The sequence below is a fragment of the Plantactinospora endophytica genome (assembly GCF_016862915.1).
Lineage (GTDB): Bacteria > Actinomycetota > Actinomycetes > Mycobacteriales > Micromonosporaceae > Plantactinospora > Plantactinospora endophytica.
In genome coordinates, this window is sequence record NZ_BONW01000012.1 from 139,883 (window position 1) to 163,254 (window position 23,372).

At 70.7% G+C, this 23,372-nt stretch carries 20 protein-coding genes and 1 riboswitch; of the genes, 11 read left to right on the top strand and 9 right to left on the bottom strand.

The genetic code is table 11. The features are described 5' to 3' along the window. Positions 1-55: 55 nt before the first annotated feature. Positions 56-152: riboswitch (glycine riboswitch) on the bottom strand. A 330-nt stretch (positions 153-482) separates the two neighbouring features. From Pen02_RS12735 to Pen02_RS12755, 5 genes are read left to right on the top strand one after another with little or no spacing between them, the layout of a single operon-like run. Next, positions 483-2,156, top strand: coding sequence for an ABC transporter substrate-binding protein (locus Pen02_RS12735; RefSeq protein ID WP_203866188.1), 1,674 nt, complete (start codon positions 483-485; stop codon positions 2,154-2,156). Between the two features lie 9 nt (positions 2,157-2,165). Further along, complete coding sequence (locus Pen02_RS12740; protein WP_203866189.1) at positions 2,166-3,149, top strand: ABC transporter permease; 984 nt, start codon at positions 2,166-2,168, stop codon at positions 3,147-3,149. Then, positions 3,149-4,072 carry an ABC transporter permease gene (locus tag Pen02_RS12745; protein WP_203866190.1) on the top strand — a complete coding sequence of 308 codons (924 nt, stop codon included), beginning with the start codon at positions 3,149-3,151 and terminating at the stop codon, positions 4,070-4,072. Before Pen02_RS12740 ends, Pen02_RS12745 begins: the two co-directional genes overlap by 1 nt. Continuing rightward, positions 4,069-5,169 carry an ABC transporter ATP-binding protein gene (locus tag Pen02_RS12750; RefSeq protein WP_203866191.1) on the top strand — a complete coding sequence of 367 codons (1,101 nt, stop codon included), beginning with the start codon at positions 4,069-4,071 and terminating at the stop codon, positions 5,167-5,169. Before Pen02_RS12745 ends, Pen02_RS12750 begins: the two co-directional genes overlap by 4 nt. Then, positions 5,166-6,131 (top strand): ABC transporter ATP-binding protein, encoded by a 966-nt coding sequence (locus Pen02_RS12755; protein WP_203866192.1) that lies wholly within the window; start codon positions 5,166-5,168, stop codon positions 6,129-6,131. Before Pen02_RS12750 ends, Pen02_RS12755 begins: the two co-directional genes overlap by 4 nt. A gap of 42 nt (positions 6,132-6,173) precedes the next feature. Here Pen02_RS12755 and Pen02_RS12760 read toward each other — a convergent pair whose 3' ends face one another. Further along, positions 6,174-6,965 carry an ABC transporter permease gene (locus Pen02_RS12760; RefSeq protein ID WP_203866193.1) on the bottom strand — a complete coding sequence of 264 codons (792 nt, stop codon included), beginning with the start codon at positions 6,963-6,965 and terminating at the stop codon, positions 6,174-6,176. Continuing rightward, on the bottom strand, positions 6,962-7,924 hold the full coding sequence (locus tag Pen02_RS12765; protein WP_203866194.1) for an ATP-binding cassette domain-containing protein: 963 nt from the start codon (positions 7,922-7,924) through the stop codon (positions 6,962-6,964). The genes Pen02_RS12760 and Pen02_RS12765 overlap by 4 nt, the downstream gene beginning before the upstream one ends. A 205-nt stretch (positions 7,925-8,129) precedes the next feature. On the opposite strand from Pen02_RS12765, the gene Pen02_RS12770 reads away from it, so the two are divergent. Beyond that, positions 8,130-8,864: a GbsR/MarR family transcriptional regulator gene (locus Pen02_RS12770; RefSeq protein ID WP_203866195.1), complete on the top strand. Its 735-nt coding sequence runs from the start codon at positions 8,130-8,132 to the stop codon at positions 8,862-8,864. A 32-nt stretch (positions 8,865-8,896) separates the two neighbouring features. Here the strand turns inward: Pen02_RS12770 and Pen02_RS12775 are convergent, their stop codons facing one another. Continuing rightward, positions 8,897-10,069, bottom strand: a complete 1,173-nt coding sequence (locus Pen02_RS12775; protein ID WP_372445610.1) for a macrolide family glycosyltransferase — start codon at positions 10,067-10,069, stop codon at positions 8,897-8,899. Between the two features lie 128 nt (positions 10,070-10,197). Here Pen02_RS12775 and Pen02_RS12780 point away from each other — a divergent pair, with 128 nt between their 5' ends. After that, complete coding sequence (locus tag Pen02_RS12780; protein WP_203866197.1) at positions 10,198-10,797, top strand: TetR/AcrR family transcriptional regulator; 600 nt, start codon at positions 10,198-10,200, stop codon at positions 10,795-10,797. An 80-nt stretch (positions 10,798-10,877) separates the two neighbouring features. Here Pen02_RS12780 and Pen02_RS12785 read toward each other — a convergent pair whose 3' ends face one another. Further along, positions 10,878-11,513, bottom strand: coding sequence for a carbonic anhydrase (locus Pen02_RS12785; protein ID WP_203866198.1), 636 nt, complete (start codon positions 11,511-11,513; stop codon positions 10,878-10,880). 258 nt (positions 11,514-11,771) lie between these two features. Between Pen02_RS12785 and mgrA the strand changes: the two genes are divergently transcribed. Both mgrA and Pen02_RS12795 read left to right on the top strand, forming a co-directional pair. Continuing rightward, positions 11,772-12,767: an L-glyceraldehyde 3-phosphate reductase gene (mgrA, locus tag Pen02_RS12790; RefSeq protein ID WP_203866199.1), complete on the top strand. Its 996-nt coding sequence runs from the start codon at positions 11,772-11,774 to the stop codon at positions 12,765-12,767. Positions 12,768-12,937: 170 nt separating this feature from the next. Beyond that, on the top strand, positions 12,938-14,491 hold the full coding sequence (locus tag Pen02_RS12795; RefSeq protein WP_203866200.1) for an FAD-dependent monooxygenase: 1,554 nt from the start codon (positions 12,938-12,940) through the stop codon (positions 14,489-14,491). On the opposite strand, the gene Pen02_RS12800 is transcribed toward Pen02_RS12795, so the two are convergent. Continuing rightward, entirely contained in the window at positions 14,387-15,145 is a 759-nt protein-coding gene (locus Pen02_RS12800; RefSeq protein WP_203866201.1) for an HpcH/HpaI aldolase family protein, read from the bottom strand. The genes Pen02_RS12795 and Pen02_RS12800 overlap by 105 nt on opposite strands. Before the next feature lie 184 nt (positions 15,146-15,329). Between Pen02_RS12800 and Pen02_RS12805 the strand changes: the two genes are divergently transcribed. After that, on the top strand, positions 15,330-15,791 hold the full coding sequence (locus tag Pen02_RS12805; protein ID WP_203866202.1) for a Het-E N-terminal domain-containing protein: 462 nt from the start codon (positions 15,330-15,332) through the stop codon (positions 15,789-15,791). Positions 15,792-15,844: 53 nt separating this feature from the next. Beyond that, complete coding sequence (locus Pen02_RS12810) at positions 15,845-18,583, top strand: ATP-binding protein (RefSeq protein ID WP_203866203.1); 2,739 nt, start codon at positions 15,845-15,847, stop codon at positions 18,581-18,583. A 126-nt stretch (positions 18,584-18,709) separates the two neighbouring features. Here the strand turns inward: Pen02_RS12810 and Pen02_RS12815 are convergent, their stop codons facing one another. The 4 genes from Pen02_RS12815 to Pen02_RS12830 form a co-directional block, all read right to left on the bottom strand. After that, positions 18,710-20,449, bottom strand: a complete 1,740-nt coding sequence (locus tag Pen02_RS12815) for a GumC domain-containing protein (RefSeq protein ID WP_203866204.1) — start codon at positions 20,447-20,449, stop codon at positions 18,710-18,712. After that, positions 20,434-21,189, bottom strand: a complete 756-nt coding sequence (locus Pen02_RS12820; protein ID WP_203866205.1) for an ABC transporter ATP-binding protein — start codon at positions 21,187-21,189, stop codon at positions 20,434-20,436. The genes Pen02_RS12815 and Pen02_RS12820 overlap by 16 nt, the downstream gene beginning before the upstream one ends. A gap of 289 nt (positions 21,190-21,478) precedes the next feature. Beyond that, on the bottom strand, positions 21,479-22,195 hold the full coding sequence (locus Pen02_RS12825; protein WP_239140559.1) for a DivIVA domain-containing protein: 717 nt from the start codon (positions 22,193-22,195) through the stop codon (positions 21,479-21,481). Further along, positions 22,192-23,370, bottom strand: coding sequence for a globin domain-containing protein (locus tag Pen02_RS12830; RefSeq protein WP_203866206.1), 1,179 nt, complete (start codon positions 23,368-23,370; stop codon positions 22,192-22,194). The genes Pen02_RS12825 and Pen02_RS12830 overlap by 4 nt, the downstream gene beginning before the upstream one ends. Between the last annotated feature and the right edge of the window lie 2 nt (positions 23,371-23,372).

Genomic DNA, 23,372 nt, shown 5'->3' on the forward strand with positions numbered 1-23,372 from the left:
CGCTGCAACCTCCCCCTCTGTCACGTCCGCAACGTCGCGGAGCGCTCCACAGTCGCCTGCCCGCGGGCTCCTTTTGCCTGAGAGGTTCCGGGGAGGATTTGCCCCTTCGGCGCCGCCCCACGCTGCCGGGCGGTCTCTCGCTCGCGAGTGTTGTCGGCCTGGCAACGGTACCAGTGCCCGGATTTCATCCTGGTTTCGGCTGTTCACCGTTGATCGTCGGGCGGCGGGGCCGACCGGGCCGTTCCGGCCGGGATGGCGGCGGACGCCAGATGATCGACAGAACCGGTTAAGCGGGCACCGTCGAGCCCGATTTCCGCCTGCTTTCGGATACACCGGAGGGGAGGAAAGCGCCGCTCCGGGGCGACCTAAAATCGCTTGACATCTATTGACTCTGAACCGGTTCGGTGTTGTCATCGATCTCACCTGCCCCGGAGAGACCAGGTGGCATCCCGTCCGCAGCACACCCGACCCGGGAGGCAACGATGCGCCCCACCCTCGCCCGCCGGCTGCTCGCCGCGCTGGCCACGGCGACGCTGGTCGCCGGCGGCACCGCCGGCTGCGGCGACGACGGCGACCGGTCCACCGACGCCGAGGGCAAGATCATCAATGTCTTCTCGGGGGCGAACGCCGGATTCGTGCCGAACTTCAACCCGTTCTCCCAGAACAGCGTCGCCGGCACGATGAGCGTGCTCTACGAGGCGCTGCTCTACTTCAACGGCGCCCGGGCCGACGACGTGCAGCCGCAGCTCGCCACCGGGTACGAGTTCGCCGACAACGGCCGGCGGCTGAACTTCACCATCCGGGAGGGGGTGAAGTGGAGCGACGGGAAGCCGTTCTCGGCCGAGGACGTGGCCTTCACCTTCACGCTGATCAAGGACAACCCGAAGCTCAACCAGAACGGCCTGCCGATCGTCGAGGCGGTGGCCACCGACCCGACCCACGTCACGCTCACCTTCAGCCAGGGCGTCTACACCCGGCTGAACCTGATCGCCGGCCGGACCTGGATCGTGCCGAAGCACATCTGGTCGACCATCGCCGACCCGTCCGCGTACACCAACGAGAAGCCGGTCGGCACCGGCGCGTTCACGGTCGCCTCGTTCAGCCAGCAGAACTACGTCTTCGAACGCAATCCGAACTACTGGGAGAGCGGCAAGCCGAAGATCAGGGGGATGCGGTTCCACCAGTTCGCCAGCGCGGACAGCGCGATCGCGGCACTCGCCGCCGGGCAGCTCGACTGGGCCGGCTCGTTCATCGCCGACATCGACAAGCAGTACGTCAGCAAGGACCCGGAGCACAACAAGTACCTCAACGAGTCGCAGCTCTACCTGACGAACCTGATCCCGAACCTGGACCGGGCGCCGTTCGACAGCGGCGCCGTCCGTAGGGCGATCAGCCTCGCCCTGGACCGCGACCAGATCATCAGGCTGGCCTTCTCCGGCTACGGCAAGGAGGCCAGCCCGGCCCAGTTGCCCCGGCCGCTCTGGGACGACTACATCAAACCGGAGTACAAGGACCGCAAGCTGGAGTTCGACCCGGCCCGGGCCGAGCAGACCCTCCAGGCCGACGGCTGGGCCAAGGGCGCCGACGGGGTCTACGCCAAGGCCGGCCGCCGGCTGTCGTTCACGGTCAAGGTGGTGCAGGGATACAACGACTACATCTCCGCGTTGCAGATCATGGGCCAGTCGCTGAAGTCGGTCGGCATCGAGATGAAGACCCAGGAGGTCTCGTTCACCGCCTTCTCCACCGACCAGCAGACCGGCGACTTCGACGTGATCATCACGAACCTCTACAGCGAGGGAACCGCGTACTCCTGGTACAGCCGGGCGTTCGCCAGCAAGACCACCGCCCCGCTCGGGCAGCAGGCCGGCTCCAACTACGGCCGGTTCCGTAACGCCGCCGTCGACGCCGCCCTGCTGGCGATGGAGAACACCCCGCCGGACCAGCGGGACGCGATCCGGGAACACCTGTTCAAGATCCAGGACGTGATCGTCGAGGAGTTGCCGTACATCCCGATCCAGCAGTCCAGTTCGTTGATCGAGTACCGCACCGAGAACATCGGCAACTTCCCGACCGAGCAGAACCACTACGCGCTGACCACCCCGTACAACGGTCCGGACATGGGGATCGTGGCCAAGAACCTCACCCCGGCCGGCTGAGCCGCCCCGATGGGCTACCTGCGGCGCAAGGCGCTGTTCTACCTGGTCGCGGTCTGGGCGGCGGTCACCCTCAACTTCCTCATCCCCCGGCTGATCAAGGGCAACCCGGTCGACGCCGTACTGGCCAAGACGCAGAACATGACCCCGATGTCGCCGGAGGCCCGGCGGGCCCTGGAGTTGCAGTTCGGGGTCTCCGACGACCCGCTCTGGCAGCAGTACCTCGGCTACCTCGGCAACCTGCTGCGCGGCGAGTTCGGGCTGTCGGTCGCCTACTATCCGACCCCGGTGTCGAAGGTGCTCAGCCAGAGCCTGCCGTGGACGGTGGTGATGGTCGGCATCGCCACCGTACTCAGCGTGCTGCTCGGGATCGCGTTGGGCACCCTGGCCGGCTGGCGGCGCGGCACCTGGCTCGACGCGCTGGTGCCGACCACCACCTTCCTGGCCGCGATCCCGTACTTCTGGCTCGCCCTGGTGCTGCTCTGGCTGCTCGGCGGGGTGCTGGGCTGGTTTCCGCTGAACAGCGGCTACAGCTACGAGACCACCATCGGGTTCAACTGGCCGTTCCTGCGCAGCGCCGTCCACCACGGGATCCTGCCGGCGGCGTCGATCGTGGTCGCCTCGGTCGCCGGCTGGCTGCTCGGGATGCGCAACATGATGGTCTCCACGATGGCCGAGGACTACGTGCTGACCGCCGAGGCCAAGGGGCTGCGGCCACGCCGCATCATGATCCAGTACGCGGCCCGCAACGCCGTACTGCCCAGCGTGGCCGGGTTCGCCATCACCCTCGGCTTCGTGGTCAGCGGCTCCATCGCCACCGAGATCGTCTTCTCCTATCCCGGTGTCGGGATGAACCTGGTCGCCGCCGTCGCCAACGCCGACTATCCGCTGTTGCAGGGCATCTTCCTGGTCATCTCGCTGGCCGTGCTCGGCGCCAACTTCGTCGTCGACCTGCTCTACGCGCTGATCGACCCGCGTACCCGGCAGGCCGGCTGATGGCGACCGTCGAGACGCAGCGCGACGTCACCGGCGACGTCGTACCCGGGGTGGTGGTGCCGGACCGCCGGCCCCGCTGGCGCGGCCTGCTGCGCTCCCGCAAGCTGGCGTCCGGGCTGGCGATCGTCGGGTTCTTCGCCGTGGTCGCGGTGCTCGGCCCGCTGCTGGTCGGCGACCCGAACCTGGTCAGCGACGACCGGCTGCTCGCCCCGTCGGCCGAACACCTGCTCGGCACCACCACCACCGGCCAGGACGTGTTCCGGCAGCTCGTCGCCGCCACCCGGGGCTCGATGCTGGTCGGCCTGGTCGTCGGGCTGCTGGCCACCGTGGTCTCGGTGCTGGTCGGGGTACTCGGCGGCTACGCCGGCGGACACGCCGACGAGAGCCTCTCGCTGGTCAGCAACGTCTTCCTGGTGCTGCCCGGCCTGCCGCTGGTGGTGCTGATCACCGACTACGTGCAGACCCGGGGCGCCCTGGCGATCGCGCTGATCGTCTCGATCACCGCGTGGGCCGGGTCGGCCCGGGTGCTGCGGGCCCAGACGCTGTCGCTGCGGTCCCGCGACTACGTCGACGCGGCCCGGGTCAGCGGCGAACCGGGCTGGCGGATCGTCACCTTCGAGATCCTGCCGAACCTGCTGCCGCTGATCGCCGCCCAGTTCGTCTTCGCGGTCGTCGGCGGCATCCTCACCGAGGCGGCGCTGGCCTTCCTCGGCCTCGGCGGCTCCGGGTCGTGGGGCACGATGCTCTACTTCGCACAGAACTCGCAGGCGCTGTCCCAGGGCGCCTGGTGGTGGTTCGTGCCGCCGGGGCTGTGCATCGCGCTGGTCGGGGCCGGACTCGCGCTGATCAACTTCAGTCTCGACGAACTGATCAACCCGAGGCTGCGGGTGCCCCGCCGCCCCCGACGGACCGGACCGGCATGACCCTCGACAGCACGCCCGGCACCGACGTGGTGCTCTCCGTCCGCGACCTGAGCGTCGTCTACGACGGCGCCGATCCGGTACGCGCGGTCCGGGGCGTCAGCTTCGACCTGGCCCGGGGCGAGGTGCTCGGCATCGCCGGCGAGAGCGGCTGCGGCAAGTCCACCCTCGCGTACGCGGTCACCCGGCTGCTCAAGCCGCCCGGCCGGGTCGCCTCCGGCCAGGTGCTGTTCCGTCCCGCCGACGGCCCGCCGGTCGACCTGTCGACGCTGCACGGCGAGGCGCTGCGCCGGTTCCGCTGGAACCGGGTCGCGATGGTCTTCCAGGGCGCGATGAACGCCCTCAACCCGGTGCTGTCGGTACGCCGGCAACTCGCCGACGTCTTCACCGCGCACCGCCCCGAACTGCGCCGCGCCGAGCGGGAGGACCGCTGCCGGGAACTGCTCGACCTGGTCGGGATCGGCCCGGAGCGGCTGTCGTCGTACCCGCACGAACTCTCCGGCGGGATGCGCCAGCGGGTGCTGATCGCGATGGCGATGGCGCTGCGCCCCGACGTGGTGGTGATGGACGAGCCGACCACCGCGCTGGACGTGGTGGTGCAGCGCGACATCCTGACCGAGATCGACCGGCTCCGGGCCCGGTTCGGCTTCGCGGTCGTGTTCATCACCCACGACCTGTCCCTACTGCTGGAGATCAGCGACCGGCTGGCCGTCATGTACGGCGGCCGGATCGTCGAGTACGGCCGCGCCGCCGACCTGCACACCGCCGCGCACCACCCGTACACGGTCGGGCTGTTGCGCTCCTTCCCCCGGCTGCGTGGCGAGCGGACGGTGCTGCACGGTATTCCCGGCAGCCCGCCGGACCTGTCCCGGCCCCCGGCCGGCTGCGCGTTCACGGCCCGCTGCCCGTACGCCTTCGACGACTGCCACCACACCGACCCGGCGCTGCTGACCGCCCACACCACCGGGCCGACCACCCGGGCCGCCTGCCTGCACTACGACCCGGCGGTACGCCCCGACGGCCCGCCCGAGGCGCTCCACGCCGGCCGGTTCGACCCCGACCCGGGCCCCGCGCCGTCGACCGGAGGTGCCGGGCGATGAGCATTCTGACCGTCAGCCACCTCAGCAAACACTTCCCGCTGCGGGACGGGCGGCACCGCCGCACCCTGCGGGCGGTCGACGACGTCTCCTTCGAACTGCGGTCCGGGCAGACGGTGGCGCTGGTCGGCGAGAGCGGCAGCGGCAAGTCGACGATCGCCCGGATGCTGGTCCGGCTGACCCGGCCGACGGCCGGCGAGATCCGGCTCGACGGCACGCCGGTCGCCACCGGCCGCCGGGCGGTCCGCCGCTACCGCCGGGACGTGCAGATGGTCTTCCAGGATCCGTTCGCGTCGCTGAACCCGGCGCACACCGTCGAATACCACCTGCGCCGCCCACTGCGCCTGCACGGCGTCGCCAGCGGTACCGCCGACGTCCGGGCGGCCGTGCACGACCTGCTGACCCGGGTCAACCTCACTCCGGCCGACCAGGTCGCCCGGCGGCTGCCGCACGAACTCTCCGGCGGGCAGCGCCAGCGGGTGGCGATCGCCCGCGCGCTGGCGCCCCGGCCCCGGATCCTGCTCGCCGACGAGCCGGTGTCGATGCTCGACGTGTCGATCCGACTGGAGATCCTGAACCTGGTCGACCGGCTCAAGCGGGAGGAGGAACTGGCCGTCCTGTACGTCACCCACGACCTGGCCACCGCCCGCTACTTCGCCTCCTCGATCATGGTGTTGTACCGGGGCCAGGTGGTGGAGTCCGGCCCGAGCGACGAGGTGATCCTGCGTCCGGCGCACCCGTACACCCAACTGCTGGCGTCGGCGGCGCCGGACCCGGGCAGCCCGCGTACGGCGGCACCGGGCGGGATGCGGGCACTGCGCGGCGGGCAGCAGCCGGCCACCGGCAGCGGCGGCTGCCTGTTCCGGGACCGCTGCCCCGCCGCGATGGACGTCTGCCGCACCGAGGTACCGGAGTTCCCGGTCGCCGCCGGGCACATGGCCCGCTGTTGGCTGCGCCAGCCCTGACCGGTCAGCCCTCGCCGCCGGCCCGCCCGTGGTGCGCGCCGGTCACCGGGTGGGCTCGCGGTTGTAGAGCTTTCTGGCCCACAGGTAGCCGCCGAGGGCGATCAGGGCGCACCAGCCGATGGCGAGGATCGCGTTGTTGCCCATCGGGGTGCCCATCAGCAGCCCGCGCAGGGTTTCGATGAACGGGGTGAACGGCTGGTATTCGGCGAACCATCGCAGTCCAGCGGGCATCGAGTCGGTGGGGACGAATCCGCTGCCCATCATCGGCAGGATCATCAGCGGCGTCAGCATGTTGCTCGCGGCCGCGACGCTCCTGGCCACCATGGCCAGTGCGACCGACAGCCAGGTGAGCGCGAAGATGATCAGCACGATCACGCCGATCACGCCGAGCCATCCACCGAGGTCCGCGGTGGGCTGGAAACCCACCAGCAGTGCGACGCCGGTGACCATGGCCATGCTCAGCAGGGTCTGGGTCAGGCTGCCCAGCACGTGGCCGGTGAGCACCGAGACCCGGGCGATGGCCATGGTGCGGAACCGGGCGACGATGCCCTCGGTCATGTCGATGGCCACCGAGATCGCGGTGCCCTGCGCCGCGGTGGCCGCGGTCATCAGGATGATGCCGGGGACGACGTAGTTCACGTAGGCGTCCCGGCCGCCCGACGACCCGCCGAGACCGCTGCCGAGGATGCCGCCGAGGACGTAGACGAACAGCAGCAGGAAGATCACCGGAACCCCGGCGGCGGTGAGGGTGAGCGTCGGGTAGCGCAGCATGTGCCGCAACTGGCGGCGCAGCATGGTCGCCGAGTCGGTGAGGGCGTGGGTGGCGGTGCTCATCGGGCGGGCTCCTGTTCCGCGACGGGGTTGCCGGTCAGAGCGAAGAAGACGTCGTCGAGATCGGGGGTGTGTACCTGGAGTTCGTCCACGGTGATCGAGACGCGGTCGAGCCGGTCCAGCAGCGCGCGCAACGACCGGACGTCGCCCTGGCCGGCGACCTGCAGGGTGAGTGCCTCGTCGTCGCGGGACACCACGTCCAGGGTCTGGGCCGCGTGGTCGTGGCCGCGTGCGTCGGTGAAGCGCAGCGTGATGTGGCCGCCGCCGACCTGCCGCTTGAGTTCCTCCGCCGTGCCCTGGGCGACGATCTTCCCCTGGTGCAGCACCGCGATCCGGTCGGCGAGTCGGTCGGCCTCGTCGAGGTACTGGGTGGTGAGGAAGATCGTCACGCCGTCGTCGGTCACCAGCCCGCGGATGATCTCCCACATCGTCCGTCTGCTGCGTGGGTCCAGCCCGGTGGTCGGCTCGTCGAGGAAGATCACCCGGGGGCGGCCGACCAGCGTCATCGCGAGGTCCAGGCGGCGGCGCATCCCACCGGAGTACGTCACCGCAGGCTTGCGGGCCGCGTCCACCAGGTCGAAGCGTGCCAGCAGGTCGGTGGCACACTGCCGCCGTTCCCGGCGGGGCAGGTGGTGCAGGTCGGCCATCAGCAGCAGGTTCTCCTCGCCGGTGAGGAAGCCGTCGACCGCGGAGAACTGGCCGGTGACACCGATCGCGGCACGGACCGCGTCCGGATCCCGGACCACGTCGTGGCCGGCGACCCGCATCTCCCCCGCGTCGGCGCGGATGAGCGTGGACAGGATCTGCACCATGGTGGTCTTGCCCGCGCCGTTCGGGCCGAGTAACGCGAAGACCGATCCTGCGGGGATGTCGAGGTCGATGCCGTTCAGCACCACGTGGTCGCCGTACGCCTTGCGTACGGCAGTCGCCACGAGGGCGGGGTGATCGAGGTTCGTGGTCATGGGTTTCGCTTCCGTCGACGAGCTCCGGACCTTCACAGCTCGGCAAAAATTACGTTGCATACACCAATCCGTCAATCAGGACTAGGCGAAGCAACTGCGTAGCCGCAGGTGAAGCGGGAGGAATCGTTGCATGGCGCCTGCCCGCTAATGCAACGGCGTTGCGTTGCATTAAGCTGGCTCCGACGTCGACAGCGGAGGATGTCCGATGCCCGGTGACAGACTCACCCTCCAGGACCGGCGGCAGATCGCCGCGGGACTGCGCGAGGGACTGACCTACGCCGCCGTCGGCCGCCGCGTCGGCCGGCCAACCTCGACCGTCACCCGCGAGGTGGTGCGCAACGGCGGGCCGCGCGGCTACCACGCCGAGGCGGCCCACCAGGTCAGCACCCGACACCCGCGCCAGCGCCGGACCGGTGCGCTGACAACGTCACCGGGAGGAGCCGACCTCGGCGGGCGCGATCCACGGCTCGTCGACGAGGTGGGCGCGCAGAGCACGGAGCTGATGATCCAGGCCGGGCTCCCGCAGATGATGGCCAAGGTGCTCGCCGCGCTCTTCACCACCGACGGCGGCAGCCTCACCTCCGCGGAACTCGTACGACGCCTGCACGTCAGTCCCGCCTCCGTCTCCAAGGCCATCGGCTACCTGGAAAACCAGGTACTCGTCAGACGCGAACGCGACCCCCACAGTCGCGCCGAGCGCTACGTCATCGACGACGACGTGGTGTTCCGATCCGTCATGGCCAGCGCGCGTAACCAGAACCAGATCGCCGAGGCTTGCGCGGCCGGAGCCCAGAAACTCGGCGCCACCACCCCCGCCGGTGCGCGACTGGAGAACACCAGCCAGTTCCTCCGTCACGTCGTCGACGACCTGGTCCGCTCGGCCGAGCACTGGCACAAGGTCTACTCCAGCCGCCCCCGGAAGGCATCCGAAACCGACTGACCCGACGCCGCCGGCCCGCGATGCGGCTCGGGTCAGGCCGGTACGGGGCTGGGCAGTTCGGCCTCGATGAGGTCGGCCGCCCGGTCGGCACCGGCCTGCTGCCGCACCCGGCGTCGGATCTCGGCGCACCGGGTCGCCACGTCGGCGTCGGAGGTCAGCGCCAGCAGCGCCTCCCGCAGGCCGTCGGCGGTGACCGTGTCGGACTCGACCACCCGGGCGATTCCGAGGGCGGCGAGCTGCTCGGCGTTGGCGAACTGGTCGGCGGCCTGCGGTGCGGCGATCATCGGGGTACCGCAGTACAGGCCCTCGCTGCTGCCGCCCATCCCGGCGTGGGTCAGGAAGGCGTCGGCCTGCTCCAGGATCGCAAGCTGCGGCACCCAGGGATGCACCTCGACGGTGTCCGGTACGGCGCCGAGGTCGGCCGGGTCGACGTGCCGGCCGATCTGCAGCACGGTGTGCCAGCCGGGCAGGTCGGCGAAGGCGTCGACGCAGCGGCGGTAGAAGTCGGGGTGCCGGGTGAAGGCCGAACCGAGGGAGACCAGCAGTACCTTGTCGGCGGTGGCCGGGCGGGTCCAGGACCCCTGGGCGGACCGGTCGCCGAGCACGGGTCCGACGAAGCTGTAGACGCTCGGGTCGACCCGGTCCGCGTGCGGTTGCAACGCCTCGGGGATGAGCACGAGGCACCGCGCCGGCCGGCCCTGGAAGGCGACGCTGTCGGTCACCGACGACCCGTTCGCGGCCAGCCAGGCGGTGAACCGCCGGTAGTAGTCGGCGCCGCGCGGGTCGGCGCGGATCGACTCGACGACCGGCGCCATCTCCTCCTCGTAGCCGGTCCAGGCCACGAAGGTCGGCGAGAGCTGGATCGCCGGGATGCCCCACTCCTCGCCGAGCAGCCGCGCCGGTGCGCCGGCGATGTCGTAGAGGAACAGGTCGGGGCGGTCGTCGGCGTATGCGCCGCGCAACTGCGGAAGCATGGCGATCGCGTCGTCGAGGAAGAGCGTGAGATGGTCGATCGGGTCGTCGCTCCACTCCTCGTCGGGGCCGGGCAGGGTCGACGCGTACGGCTTGAGTTCCGCTCCGGCGCCCGCGACGACCTCGGCGAACGTCGGGGCGTTCGCGTACGTGACCCGGTGGCCCCGGGCCACCAGGGTGCGTACGACGTCCAGGCTCGGGTTGACGTGCCCGTGGGCCGGGATGCTGACCATGGCGATGTGGGACACGGTTCTCCTCGGATGAAATGACGAGACGCAGCGTCTCGCCTCTTCCGCCAAGGTTGCCGTGCGCCGGCCCACCCTGTCAAGACGGATCGTCTCGTCTCGGTTAAGGTGAACCCATGCCTGGACCGAACGCCGCCCGCCGCAACGAACGGTCGCGTCGGGCGATCCTCACCGCCGCGCTCGAACTGCTGGCCGAGACCAGCTACCCCGACCTGACCGTGGAGGCGATCGCCGCCCGGGCCGGCGTCGGCAAACAGACCATCTACCGCTGGTGGCGCGGCAAGGGCGGGGTGATCCTGGAGGCTCTGGTGGACGCCACCGACGCCGACGGCGAACCCCGGCTACCCGACACCGGCGACCTCGGCGCCGACCTGCGTACCGTGCTCAGGGCCATCGTCGCCGAGTTCGCCGACCCCCGGCTGTCCGCCACCACCCGGGCGCTGACCATCGAGACCCTGGCCGACGACACGCTCGCCGCCCAGGTCCGCGACCAGATCCTGCGGCCACAGCTCGACGCGGTGAAGGTCCGGCTGCGGGCCGGGCAGGACGCCGGCCAGGTCCGCACCGACGTCGACCTGGACCAGGTCGTCGAACTCCTCGTCGGCCCGGTCTACCACCGCTGGCTGCTGCGCACCGGGCCGCTCACCGACGACTACGCCGACGGCCTGGTGGCACTCGCGCTGGCCGCCACCAGCCCGCCGGAGAGGCCCGGGTGACAGCCGCCAACCGCCGGTCGGGGCGGAACGCCCAGCGGTCGGCAGCGCGGGCCGGTGCGGGGAAGCCCGGGTGACAGCCGCTAACTGCCGGTCGGGGCGGCGCCGGAGACGGTGACGGTGACCCGGCCGTCCGCCAGCCGGTAGAACATGCCGACGACGTCGCACCGGCCGGCGGCGACCGCGTCGGCCAGCTCGGTGTCCGGCCGGGTGATCGTCTCCACGGTGTGCTGGGTGTGGATCGCGGAGATCCCGGCGTCGTCGGTGACCTGCCGGGCGTCCGCAGTCGCGATGCTCGGGGTCACCCGTTCCACGATCGCCCCCAGGTTCCGGCCGGGCAGCCGGCTGCCGTCCAACGCCGCCCGGGTCGCCTGGATCGCACCGCAGGAGTCGTGGCCGAGTACCACCACCAGCGGCGCGCCGAGCACGACCACGCCGTACTCGATGCTGGCGGTCACCTCGGGGCCGACGATGTGCCCGGCGGTGCGGACCACGAACAGGTCCCCCAGCCCTCGATCGAAGATGATCTCGGCGGCGAGCCGGGAGTCGGAACAGCCGAACACCACCGCGAACGGCCGCTGCGCGGCGGCGACCACGGCCCGGTGCTCGGCATCCTGGTGCGGATGGATCCGGGTACCGGTGACGAACCGCTCGTTACCGGCCAGCAACTCGTCGAGTGCTTCGGCCGGGGTCGCCGGGCGGTGGTCCAGGTAAGCCATGACGTCCCCTTTTGTCGACGGCACCACCTGCGGCGGTGGTGAGCGAGGTCGGCGCCTTCGGCGACCTGAAACACGTACCGATCAGATATCACGGATCAGCCCCGCCAGTCCGCTCCGGCGGGGCCGAGCGTGAGCGACGGAACACCGGACCGGCCGGCGGAGACGACCACCGACCCGAGCGGTACCCGACACGTTACGGCCGGCCACCGGCACCGGCCGGTCGCGACGCGGCCGGAGCGGATCAATAGGGTGACAACCGTGACCTACCTTCCCGCGGACGACCGCTACGACTCGATGACCTACCGCCGGGCCGGCCGCAGCGGCCTCCGGCTCCCCGCCATCTCGCTCGGCCTCTGGCACAACTTCGGCGACGAGCGGCCGTGGCAGCAGCAGCGGGACATCTGCCGCCGGGCGTTCGACCTCGGGGTGACGCACTTCGACCTGGCCAACAACTACGGCCCGCCGGCCGGCTCCGCCGAGGAGAACTTCGGCCGGACCCTCGCCGCCGACCTCGGCCCGTACCGCGACGAGCTGGTCATCTCCACCAAGGCCGGCTACTACATGTGGCCCGGCCCGTACGGCGAATGGGGCTCCCGCAAGTACCTGGTGTCGTCGCTGGACCAGTCGCTGCGCCGGATGGGCCTCGACTACGTCGACGTCTTCTACCACCACCGGCCCGACCCGGACACCCCGCTCGAAGAGACGATGGCGGCACTGGACGCCGTCGTACGCGCCGGCAAGGCCCTCTACGTCGGGCTGTCGAACTACACCTCCGAGCAGACCCGGCAGGCGGCCGCGATCCTGGAACGACTCGGTACGCCGCTGCTGATCTCGCAGCCGTCGTACTCGATGCTCAACAGGTGGACCGAGGCGGACCGGCTGCTGGACACCCTCGAAGAGGTCGGCGCCGGCTGCATCGCCTACAGCCCGCTCGCCCAGGGCGTGTTGACCGACCGCTACCTGGACGGGATTCCGGCCGACTCGCGGATCCGGACCAGCGTCTTCCTCAACGAGACCGACCTCGACGAGACGACGATGGCCACCGTCCGGGCGCTGCACGACATCGCCGGACGGCGCGGCCAGACCCTGGCCCAGCTCGCGCTCGCCTGGGCGCTGCGGGACCCCCGGATGACCAGCCTGATCATCGGCGCCAGCAGCGTCGCCCAGCTCGAGGCGAACGTCGCCGCCCTGGACAACCTGACTCTCACCGACAGCGAACTCACCGAGATCGGCGGGCACCTCACCGCCGGCTGACCGTCCCGCTTCCCCGGCGACGTCGCCCGCACCGTCGCGCCGGCCCGGGAACCGCGGGAACTCACCCGCTGGTCCTCCCGGGCCGGCCGGCCCGGTTTCCGACATCGAGCCAAGTCGGATCTTGAGCACACCATGGGACGGCGAAATTCCGCTGGCTAGCTTTGCCGGCTATGGGGGACAACAGAACAGTACCGGCGATCATTGTCGGATGTGGACCGACCGGAGCGACCGCCGCGCTCGAACTGGCGCACTATTCCATTCCGTCCATTGTGCTCGACTCGGGCGCCGACCGGCCGCAGGGATCACGCGCGATCGCCATTCACCGCACCGCGCTGGCAGTCTGGGAGAAACTCGGCTGCGTCGAGCCGATGCTGGCGCGAGGCATCGCCTGGCGTACCCGGAAAACCTATTACCGGCAGCACGAGATGCAGACCCAGACCGCAACCGCACCGGCACCCGGAGAACTACCGCCCTTCCTCAACCTGCCGCAGCACGAAACCGAACACCACCTGCTGGCGGCGATGGCCCGTTCACCCCTGGTCGACCTGCGCTGGCAGCACACCGTGGTCGGCCTGCACCAGGACGCCGACGGGGTCACCGTCACCGCGCGGACACCGTCCGGCCCAGTGTCGATCCGGGGCCGATACCTACTCGCCTGCGACGGCGCCCGCAGCGCCACCCGCAAACTGCTCGGGCTCGACTTCCCGGGCCGGACGTACCCGGACCGGTTCCTTATCGCCGACATCCGCGCGAAACTGCCCTTTCCGGCTGAGCCACGGTTCTTCTTCGACCACCCCGCCAACCCCGGGCACAACATCCTCGTCCACCCGCAGCCGGACGACGTGTGGCGCGTCGACTGGCAACTCGGCGGCGACGCAACCGTCGAGGACGAGCGCTCCCCCGAGGCGATGGACAACCGAATTCGGGCGCTGATCGGGGACCTGCCGTACGAGCTGGTGTGGTTGACCGACTACCGCTTCCACCAGCGTCTGCTGCGCCGACTCCGACACGGCCGGATCTTCCTGCTCGGGGACGCCGCGCACCTGGTCGCGCCGTTCGGGGCACGGGGCATGAACGGCGCCATCCACGACGTGGAGAACCTGTGCTGGAAGCTCGCCTACGTGCTGACCGGCCGTGCCGGGCCGGACCTGCTCGAGACGTACCAGACCGAACGCTGGGCGGCGCAGCGGCACAACCAGGAGGTCACCGAGGCCACCATGCGGTTCATGGCACCCCGGACCCGCTGGCAGCGGCTGCGCCGGAACGTGATCCTGCGACTGCGACTGCGGCGGCTCGTCGACAGCGGCAGAATGAGCACGCCGTACACGTACACCACGTCACCGCTGTCCCTGCCCGACGACGGAGGGAACTGGGACGGGGCGCCGGCGCTCGGATCCAAGCTGGTACCGGCGGATCCGGACGTACGCCGACGACTCGGGCACGGCTTCACAGCCCTGTACTCCTCGCCCGACCCGGTCGACGCCGTCGGTGTCGTGACGATGCCGCCCGACGAGGTGTCGCCACCGGGCACCTGCTACCTACTGCGGCCGGACGGACACGTCGCGGCACGGCGACGGGACATCGCACCCGCCGACCTGCCCGCCCTGGTACGGACGGTGCTAGGCGAGCCGGTCCCGCACACCCTGGCTCAGCACGGCCACGTCGGTGGCCACGTTGACCATGACGAAGCCCTGCTCGAGCCGCTCGGCGGCCGCCTCGGGTGACGAGCAGTAGATCCCTGCCGGCAGCCCGGCCGCCGTGGCCGCACGCAGGATCTCGTCCAACGCCCGGCGGAAGTCCGGATCGCGGCTGTCCGAATCCGGACCGAGGCCCAGCGAGATCGCGAGGTCGACGGGGCCGACGAAGACGCCGTCGAGTCCCGGCACACCACAGATCTCGTCGAGGTGCTCCAGTGCCGCACGGTTCTCGATCTGCACCATCGCGATCGTCTGCTCGTTGGCGATACGCAGGTAGTCCGGCGCGGCCACGTCGAAGGCGAGCCCCGCCCAGGCACTGCCGAAGCTGCGCTGCCCGACCGGCGGGAACTTCGCCGCCGCCACGAACGCCTCCGCCTCGGCGCGAGTGTTGACCATCGGGCCGATCACGCCCCACGCACCCGCGTCCAGGGCCCGTTTGACGTTCTCCACACCCGGGCTCGCCAGCCGTACCAGCGGTGCCGGGCCACGAGCGTCGGCGATCGCCGCCACCATCCGGGTCATCGTCTCCGCACCCACCGGGGCGTGCTCGACGTCGACGACCAGCCAGTCCGCCGGCATCCGGGCCATCAGCCGGGCGGATTCCACGCTGGGCAACGCCAGCCAGACTCCGCGCACCGGCTCGCCCCGCCGCATCCGATCCTTCAACGTGTTACCCCGCATCCGGCCGAGCCTATACCCGGGTCGGCGGTCACCGGCGGGTCGATCGTGATGCCTGTTCCGGCGGTGAGCGGAGGGCAGGACGTCGGCGAGTCCGACCAACCGGGAGGACTATCTGGTGATGCGTCGGTCGCTTATCGTAGGCGTCGAAGGTCATCGGTGAACGCGTTGCAGGAGGGGCGGGTCGGTGACAGGCGTAGAGCTGATCATGGCGGCGTTGGTCGCCGGGGCAGGTGTGGGTGCGGGTGATGCGGCGAAGGCCGCGGTGCTCGATGCGTACACCGGGCTGCGGAATGTGCTCCGGCGTCGGTTGGCCGGCCGTCCTTCGGCGGTGCAGGTCCTGGATGCCGAGTCGACCGACCCTGAGGAGTGGCGGGCAAGACTGGGCGCGGAGTTGACCGTGGTCGGCGCCCACCACGACGAGGAAGTCCTGGCCATCGCCCGTCAACTGCTGGAACTGGCCGACCCGGCGGGGATCCGGACCGGGAGGTACGACCTGGACCTACGTGGGGCGCAGCAGCCACAGGTCGGCGACAACAGCGTACGCATCGGCACCAGCTACGGCCCGGTCGCGGGCACGATGACGGGGCCGGTCACCGTGATGCTTTCCGGGCAGCCGCCGATCCCCCCACAATCGCCGGAGGCGTAGCAGGGCCACCTGCCTCCGGTCGGTACATCGCGGGCCCGACAGCCGGCAATAGTGTGGACAGCGGCCGAGCCGCCACCGCACCCGACCCCGGTCACATCGGGGTGTTCAACGCTCCGGTCACCATTTTCGGCTCCGCGCTGGCCGCGCAACCAGCACCGGTACGGGTGGTGCGGACCCTGCGGGCCGACGTCGCGACGTTCACCGGCCGTGCCGACCAGGTGCGAACGATCACCGAAGCCATCGGGGACGCCGGAGGTGGGGTCGTGGCCATCCACGCCATCGACGGTATGCCGGGAGTCGGCAAAACCGCCCTTGCTGTGCACGTCGCCCACCAGCTCGTCGACCGGTACCCGGACGGTCAGCTCTTCGTCGACCTGCACGCCCACACCATCGACCACACCCCGGCCGATCCGGCCGACGTCCTGGCCGGGCTGCTGATGGCCACCGGCCTGTCCCCCGACCACATTCCCGACGGTCTCCAGGATCGCGCCGCGCGGTGGCGCGACCAGGCATTCGGGCGACGCATGCTGCTGGTCCTCGACAACGCCGCCACCGGCGACCAGGTTGCCCCGCTACTACCCGGATCGGGTTCGTGCATGGTTCTGGTCACCAGCCGCCGCCGGCTGACCAGCCTGCGCCGCAGCTACGGCGCGACCCTGCTGCCGCTCGGGGTACTGCCCGAACCCGACGCCGTCGAGCTGTTCAGCCGGGTCTGCCCCCGACGCCTCCACGTCAACGAACACCCCGCAGTAGTCGACGTGGTACGGCTGTGTGGCCGGCTGCCGCTGGCCATCGCCATTCTCGCCGCAGGCATCGACCCGGACCACGCCGATCCGGTCGGTGAGTTGGCCGATGAGCTGACGGCTGCCCAGGACCGGTTGGTCAACATCGACGAACGCCTTGACGACCGGGACATCGGGGTGGCGTCCGCGTTCACCCTGTCCTACCAACGCCTGACCGCCGACCAGCAACGCGTCCTGCGGCTGATCAGCCTCACCCCGGGCGCCGACGTCGACACCTTCGCCGCTGCGGCTCTGACCGACCTGCCCCTGGCGGTGGTCCGCCGGCACCTACGCAACCTGCACTCCCACCGCCTGTTGGAACACAGCACCGGGCAGCACCGGTACCGCCTGCACGACCTGATCATCGCGTACGCCCGGGCGCAAGCCACCCCCGCCGAACAGGACGAGGCCGTCAGCCGGCTGGTCGACCACTACCAACATGTCGCCTACGTGGCCGCCGCGCGAATCCGCCTTCGCTCCTCACCGGCGCGTCGCACTGTGGTCCCGGCGACTAGCAGTCCGGTGCCCGACCTGCCCGACCCTGCCCGGGCCACCACATGGCTGCGCACCGAAAGGGCCAACCTGCTCGCCTGCATCGCGCACGCTCGACAACAACAAGATCACACCCGGACGGTCAGCCTCGCCGTCAGCCTTGCTCCACTGCTGGGCCTGGACGGGCCCTGGCCCGAGGCCATCGAACAACTGAATCACATCCTGGCCACCTGCCGAGATCTTGGTGACCTGCACACGGAAGCCTGGGCGGTCGCCGAGCTCGGCGTCCTCCGGCGGATGATCGGGGAGTTCCCGCAGGCCACCGACGTACAGGAGCAGGCCCTGGCCAAATTCCGGGAGCTCGACAACCAGGTCGGCGAGGCGTGGTCCCTCGCCGAACTCGGTGTCCTCCGACGGTTTCTCGAGGAACTCCCGCAGGCCACCGACCTGCAGGAGCAGGCCCTGGCCAAATTCCGCAACCTCGGTAATCAGCACGGCGAGGCGTGGTCCCTCGCCGAGCTCGGCGTCCTCCGGCGGATGATCGGGGAGTTCCCGCAGGCCACCGACCTGCAGGAGCAGGCCCTGGCCAAATTCCGGGAGCTCGACAACCAGGTCGGCGAGGCGTGGTCCCTCGCCGAACTCGGCGTCCTTCGGCGAGAGGTCGGAGACTACGCCCAGGCTGCCGCTCTGATGGAGCAGGCCCTGACCCTGAGCCGGAACCTAGGCAACGGAATGGACGAGGCCTACATCCTTACCATGCGCGGCGTCCTGTACAAGTTGGCCGGCGACTACACCCAGGCCGCCACGCTGCTGGAGCAGTCTATGACCATCAGTCGAGAACTCGGCGACCGCAACCGCGAGGCATGGACCTGCGGCGAGCTGGGTCTCGTGCGGATGACGACCGGCGACTACACCCAGGCAGCCGCACTGATGGAGCAGGCCCTGACCACCTTCCGGGACCTCGGCAGTGGCCTCGGTCAGGCATGGCTCTACGCCGACCTGGGTGTCCTGCGACGGATGACCGGCGACTACGCCGCAGCCGCCACCCTGCTGGAGCAGTCCCTGGCCACCTTCCGGGGCCTGCCCAACAACTACGGTCAAGCATTCGCCCTCGCCAACCTGGGTGTCCTGCGACGGATAGCAGGGGACTACATCCGCGCCGCCACGCTGCTGGACGAAGCCCTGACCGCCTTTCAGGACTCCGGCGACCGCAAACGCGAAGTGGAGATCCTCAACTATAAGGGCGATCTGCTGCGAGCCTCGGGTGAGCCTGGACAGGCGTACACCTGGCACGACCAGGCACTTCGACTGGCCCGGGACCTGGGCCAACCGCTCGACGAGGCGCGGGCCCTGGCAGGTATCGGCCGGTGCACCCTGGCCACCGGTGTCGCCGCCGGTCTCGGCGACCTGCAACACGCCTTGGCGATCTTTCAACGCCTGGGCGCCGCAGAAGCCCCCGAACTCGAAGCCGAACTCGAAGCCGAACTCGAAACCATCACCGACGCTTCCCGCCGATAGCTCCTCGGCGACACCGTCCTCCCCGGCCACGGCCCGGGAACAGCGGGAACCCACCCCGCCCGGCAGGCACCGCTCCGGACGCGGGCCCGTTCACCTGCCGGCGCCGAGAACACCGTGATTGATCGGCTACTCCACGGTGCCCGGCTGTCGGGACGGTAGGACGATCCACGTGCCGAGCGCGTACATCGCGAGGCCGAGGACGACGAAGCCCAGCGCCACCGGGTACCGCAGGCCCGGCGGCATGTAGGTGGCGAGGAACCAGGTGTGGTGCAGCATGTCGCGGCTCACGAACACCGCCGCCAGGATGCCCTGCGGGATCAGCGGGATCGCGGCGAAGCCGAAGCACCACCACGCCACCGCCTTGCGGGGTTTGGACAGTTCCGTGAACCGTGACTGGACCGTCCCGCCGGCCTTGCGGCCGGTACGCATGGTGGACAGCAGTTCCGGCCCGCGCTCCCGGAGCCGGGCCGAGGCCAGCCGCCCGAAACCCCACCAGCAGAGCGCACCCGTGACAATCCCGACGACCACCCCGGCCCAGCCGAACCGGATCGCCACGAAACCCGCCGGCAGCGCGGTCGCGACGATCAGGGCGAGCGCCAGGTACGCCTGACCGGTCAGGCTTCCCTCGTCCTCGCTGGTCCGCAACGGGTTGTTCGCCCGCTTGTGCGGGTCGGTGCCCGGCACCAGGCCGTAGACGGAGATCAACGGGACCAGGCCCGCCGCGCCGCCGAGCAGCGCCGGCAGCAGGGCGAGGATCAGCGGCCACGGGCCACCGGTGACCGCCGTACAGACCACGGTCAGCAGCACCGCCACCGGGGCGTGCGTCGCCAGCCACGCGAGCTGCCGTCCGCGTACGTCCGAAGCGGCCGGCGTCATCAGCGTCAACCACAGCGCCGTGCCGTCGGTACCGTAGACGTTGGCCGCCATCGCGCCCGCCATCACGATGAACACCGGGCCCGCGTACGGCAGCATCCCGTTCCACCCCACCAGCAGCGGGCTCGCGGCGAAGCAGACGCCGTAGGCGAACGCGAACGTGAACTGGTAGTTCCGCACCAGGTCGCGCGACGAGGTCCGCAGTTCCTTGGCGACGATCGCCCCGTCTGCGGTGCGCGCGAGGAAGGGCCTGCGGGCCCGCCCCGACGCCCGGGACGCACCGACCCGCAGCCGCAGCAGCGCCGCCCACGCCAACAGCAGCAGCGCGATCAGCCCGGCGAGCGCGCCGAGAGCCCACCACGACCCGCGCACCGCCAGCAGCCCCCAGCCGGACGGCAGGTACCGGACGAGCGGCGGCACCCCGGTCTGCCCCAGGGCCAGGAACACGACCCAGATCTGCCCGAGCCCGGCCAGGATCGCGCCGTTGAGCACGCCGGTGCTGATCGCGCCCAGCCGGCTGCGCAGCGCCAACCCGACCAGCCCCACCGCCACCTTGGACAGCAACACGAAAACGGCCAACTGCAGCAGCATCGCGGGTACCGCGACCAGCGCCGCGACCGGGCCGAGCCGCGCGCCGGCGACGACCAGCCCGAGCAGCGCGGTCAGGCTGACCAGCGGCGGCAGTCCGACGAACGCCGCCGCCAGCAGTCCGACCGCGAGACGGCGCGGCGGCAGGCCCAGCAGGGTGAAGTACTCCGGGCGCAGCGTCTCGTCACCGCCGCCCATGAAGACCGGGCCGAGGAGCCAGCCCAGCAACCACACCGCGTATGCGGCGGCGAGCAGGTCCAGGTCGCGGACCGCGAGATAGATCGTGCCGCCGGCGAGCACGATTCCCAGCACCGCGCCGAGTCCGGCGCTCTGGGCCCGTTCCCCGCGCAGGGCGTGGCACAGCGCCGCGACCTTCATCGCGGCCATCGTCAGCGCGACAGCCACGACAACTCCTTGACCCCGCCGTCCTCGCCGCCGACCAGGGCGACGAACGTGTCCTCCAGCGACCGCGACCCGCGTACCTCGTCGAGCGGGCCCGCCGCGGCCACCCGCCCGGCGTCGACCACGGCGACATGGTCGCAGAGCTGCTCGACCAGCGCCATCACGTGACTGGAGAGCACGATGGAGCCACCGCCCCGGACGAAGCCGCGCAGGATCGTCTTGATCGTGGCGGCGGAGACCGGGTCCACCGCCTCGAACGGCTCGTCGAGCACGAGCAGCCGGGGCGCGTGCAGCAGCGCGGTCGCCAGGCCGATCTTCTTACGCATGCCGGTCGAGTACTCGATCACCAGCGTGCCGCCGGCCCCGGACAGCTCCAGCACGTCGAGCAGTTCGTCGGCCCGACGCAGCACCTCGTCGCGCGGCATCCCGCGCAGCAGGCCGAGAAACGTGAGTACCTCGCGGCCGGTCAGCCGCTCCGGCATGGCGAGCCCGTCCGGCAGTACCCCGACGAGCGCTTTGGCCTCGTCGGGGGCGGACCAGACGTCGGCGCCGAAGATGCGGGCGGTACCTTCGTCGGGCCGCAGCAGGCCCACGGCCATCGAGAGGGTGGTGGTCTTGCCGGCACCGTTCTGCCCGACGAGCCCGTAGAAGGAGCCCTGCGGCACCCGCAGGTGGATCGCGTCGACGGCCAGCTTCTCGCCGAACCGTTTGGTCAACCCGTTGATTTCCAGCGCAGGCGTCATCGATCCCCCGGTACGTGGCGCGCCGAAATGGCGTCGACATGTTGTACCGGATCTTGGCGACGGTGCGCCAGAGCCGTCCGGGTCGGAGTCCGTGCACTGTGTATGCCGGCGGCGACCTAATCCTGTGGGGTGACCCGGGGCATCGCGCCGGGGGTGGCACGTTCCGGCGCTACCGGGCCCACGGCAGGGGCACAGACCGGCCGGCCGGCGACCGTCCGGTCGCCGGCCGGACACCGACAGCACACTCCAGAGTCCCCACCCGGCCACGCCGACAGGCCAGGACGGTGCCTCACATCTGGCGCGGATGCTCCGGACGCGGCGACAGCGCCGGCCGACCCGACCCCTGCGGCGCGGCGGCAACCTGCGCACCGGCCTCCCGAGCGATCCGGTCCATCGTCCGGGCCAGATGCTCACTGCCGTCGTCGAGATGCCGCGCCGCCGCCTGCATGTGCGAGATCATCATCTCGCCGAAGATCCGCAGCGCCTCCCGGGTCGCGACCGAGTCGTCGAAGTTCGACCCCGCCTGCGCCCGGTAGTCCTGCACCGCCCGCTCGGCCTCGTTCCGGGCGTCCTCGGCCGCCGCCCGCAGATAGTTCTCGTACTGCACCCGGGCGTACTCGGCGACCCGTCGGGCGTAGTCGTGCGCCTGGGCGATGATCTGCTCCGCCTCCCGCTGCGCCGCCGACAGCAGGTTCACCTCCTTCGCCCCCGGCAACTGCGGCCGGCTGCTGGCACTGGGCAACACCCCGTGCCGGTGCAGCTCCACATGGTCGTGCAGCCGCTGGTTCTCCGCCCGCAGATCCGCCAACTGGGTCGCCAACAGGTCCAACTCGTCGGCGACCTGGTGCCGGAACCGGTCCACGTCCCGGTCGTCGTAGCCACGCCGGGTGAACGACGAACTGCTGAACTCCCACCGCCGGACCCGGTCCGCGGTCATCCGGACCCGCGGACTCGGACCGGACAGCGCCGTGGCGCGGTCGTACTCGCTGATCGGGCTGGCGCTCACTGCGTACCTCCGTCTGCCGGCCTCTGCTCCTGCACCTCACCGGTCCGCCGTCCGGGCGAATACCACTGCCCACCCAGCGCCTCGTAGTGCAGCTGCCCGGCGTGGTAACCGGCCTGCGCCAGGCCACTGACCGAACCCGACACCATCGGATCGGACCCGCAGACGAAGACGTGCCGGTTGCGCCAGTCGCCGTCGGCGAGGGCGCGGTCCACCACCTGGACGAACTCACCGGGCCGTGACGGGTCGGCATTGACCACGTACGTCACCCGGAACCATGGATACGACGCCGCCAGCTTCTCGGTCGCCTCGACGTCGTAGAACTCGGTACGGGACCGGGCACCGACGTACGCGTCGACCCGCCGGCCACCGCCCTCCGCCGCCACCTGCTCCACCAGCGCCTTCAACGGCGCCCAGCCGGTGCCGTTGGCCAGCAGCAGCAGGTCGCCACCGCCGGCCGCCCGGCGCAACGTCAGCCGCTCCCCCACCGGGGCCGCCAGATGCACCTGGTCACCGACGCTCGTGCCGTACACCAGCCGGGAACTGACCGCACCGCCCGGCGCCGCCCGCACGTGCAACTCGATCGTGCCGTCGGCACGGGACGCGTTCGCCGGCGAGTAGTACCGCCACGCCCGGGTCGCCGGACTCGACACCCCGATCGACTGACCCGCCTCGAACGGCAGCAGGTACTGCGGACGCAACGTCAACACCGCGATGTCGAACGTCCGCGACTCGTGCGCGACGACCTCGCCGACCCACCACGGCGGGCTGACGTTCTCCGCCGCCGTCGCACCGTCGGACATCACCTTCGCGACCAGCCCGTACGCCGCCGTCCAGTCCGCGGCCAGGTCCTCGGTCCACTGCTCGCCGAGGAAATGCGCCAGCGTGGCCAGCAGCGCCTCACCGACCGCCGGATAGTGCTCCGCCCGGACCGCGAACTTGCGGTGGTCGGCACCGAGCGACTGGAGGAAACCGACGAGCTGGTCCACCTGATCCACGTTGGACACGATGTGACCGAGGGCGGTGACGAGCCGGTCCCGCTGCCCGGCCATGTTCGTCGGGAACATCTGCCGGACGTCGGGATGGGCGAGGAACAGAGTCGAGTAGAAGAAGAGCGGCACCTGGTCGCCGTGCCCGGCGACCAGGTGCCAGCTCTGCTTGAGACGAGCGACGTCCACGG

Bases quoted from the DNA above. Each gene is read 5' to 3' on its own strand.
- Pen02_RS12740 (WP_203866189.1), top strand. From the start codon at position 2,166: ATGGGCTACCTGCGGCGCAAGGCGCTGTTCTACCTGGTCGCGGTCTGG.
- Pen02_RS12765 (WP_203866194.1), bottom strand. From the start codon at position 7,924: ATGACCACGAACCTCGATCACCCCGCCCTCGTGGCGACTGCCGTACGC.
- Pen02_RS12775 (WP_372445610.1), bottom strand. From the start codon at position 10,069: ATGGTCAGCATCCCGGCCCACGGGCACGTCAACCCGAGCCTGGACGTC.
- Pen02_RS12820 (WP_203866205.1), bottom strand. From the start codon at position 21,189: ATGACGCCTGCGCTGGAAATCAACGGGTTGACCAAACGGTTCGGCGAG.
- Pen02_RS12780 (WP_203866197.1), top strand. From the start codon at position 10,198: ATGCCTGGACCGAACGCCGCCCGCCGCAACGAACGGTCGCGTCGGGCG.
- Pen02_RS12770 (WP_203866195.1), top strand. From the start codon at position 8,130: ATGCCCGGTGACAGACTCACCCTCCAGGACCGGCGGCAGATCGCCGCG.
- Pen02_RS12755 (WP_203866192.1), top strand. From the start codon at position 5,166: ATGAGCATTCTGACCGTCAGCCACCTCAGCAAACACTTCCCGCTGCGG.
- Pen02_RS12785 (WP_203866198.1), bottom strand. From the start codon at position 11,513: ATGGCTTACCTGGACCACCGCCCGGCGACCCCGGCCGAAGCACTCGAC.
- Pen02_RS12795 (WP_203866200.1), top strand. From the start codon at position 12,938: ATGGGGGACAACAGAACAGTACCGGCGATCATTGTCGGATGTGGACCG.
- Pen02_RS12750 (WP_203866191.1), top strand. From the start codon at position 4,069: ATGACCCTCGACAGCACGCCCGGCACCGACGTGGTGCTCTCCGTCCGC.
- Pen02_RS12735 (WP_203866188.1), top strand. From the start codon at position 483: ATGCGCCCCACCCTCGCCCGCCGGCTGCTCGCCGCGCTGGCCACGGCG.
- Pen02_RS12800 (WP_203866201.1), bottom strand. From the start codon at position 15,145: ATGCGGGGTAACACGTTGAAGGATCGGATGCGGCGGGGCGAGCCGGTG.
- Pen02_RS12745 (WP_203866190.1), top strand. From the start codon at position 3,149: ATGGCGACCGTCGAGACGCAGCGCGACGTCACCGGCGACGTCGTACCC.
- Pen02_RS12760 (WP_203866193.1), bottom strand. From the start codon at position 6,965: ATGAGCACCGCCACCCACGCCCTCACCGACTCGGCGACCATGCTGCGC.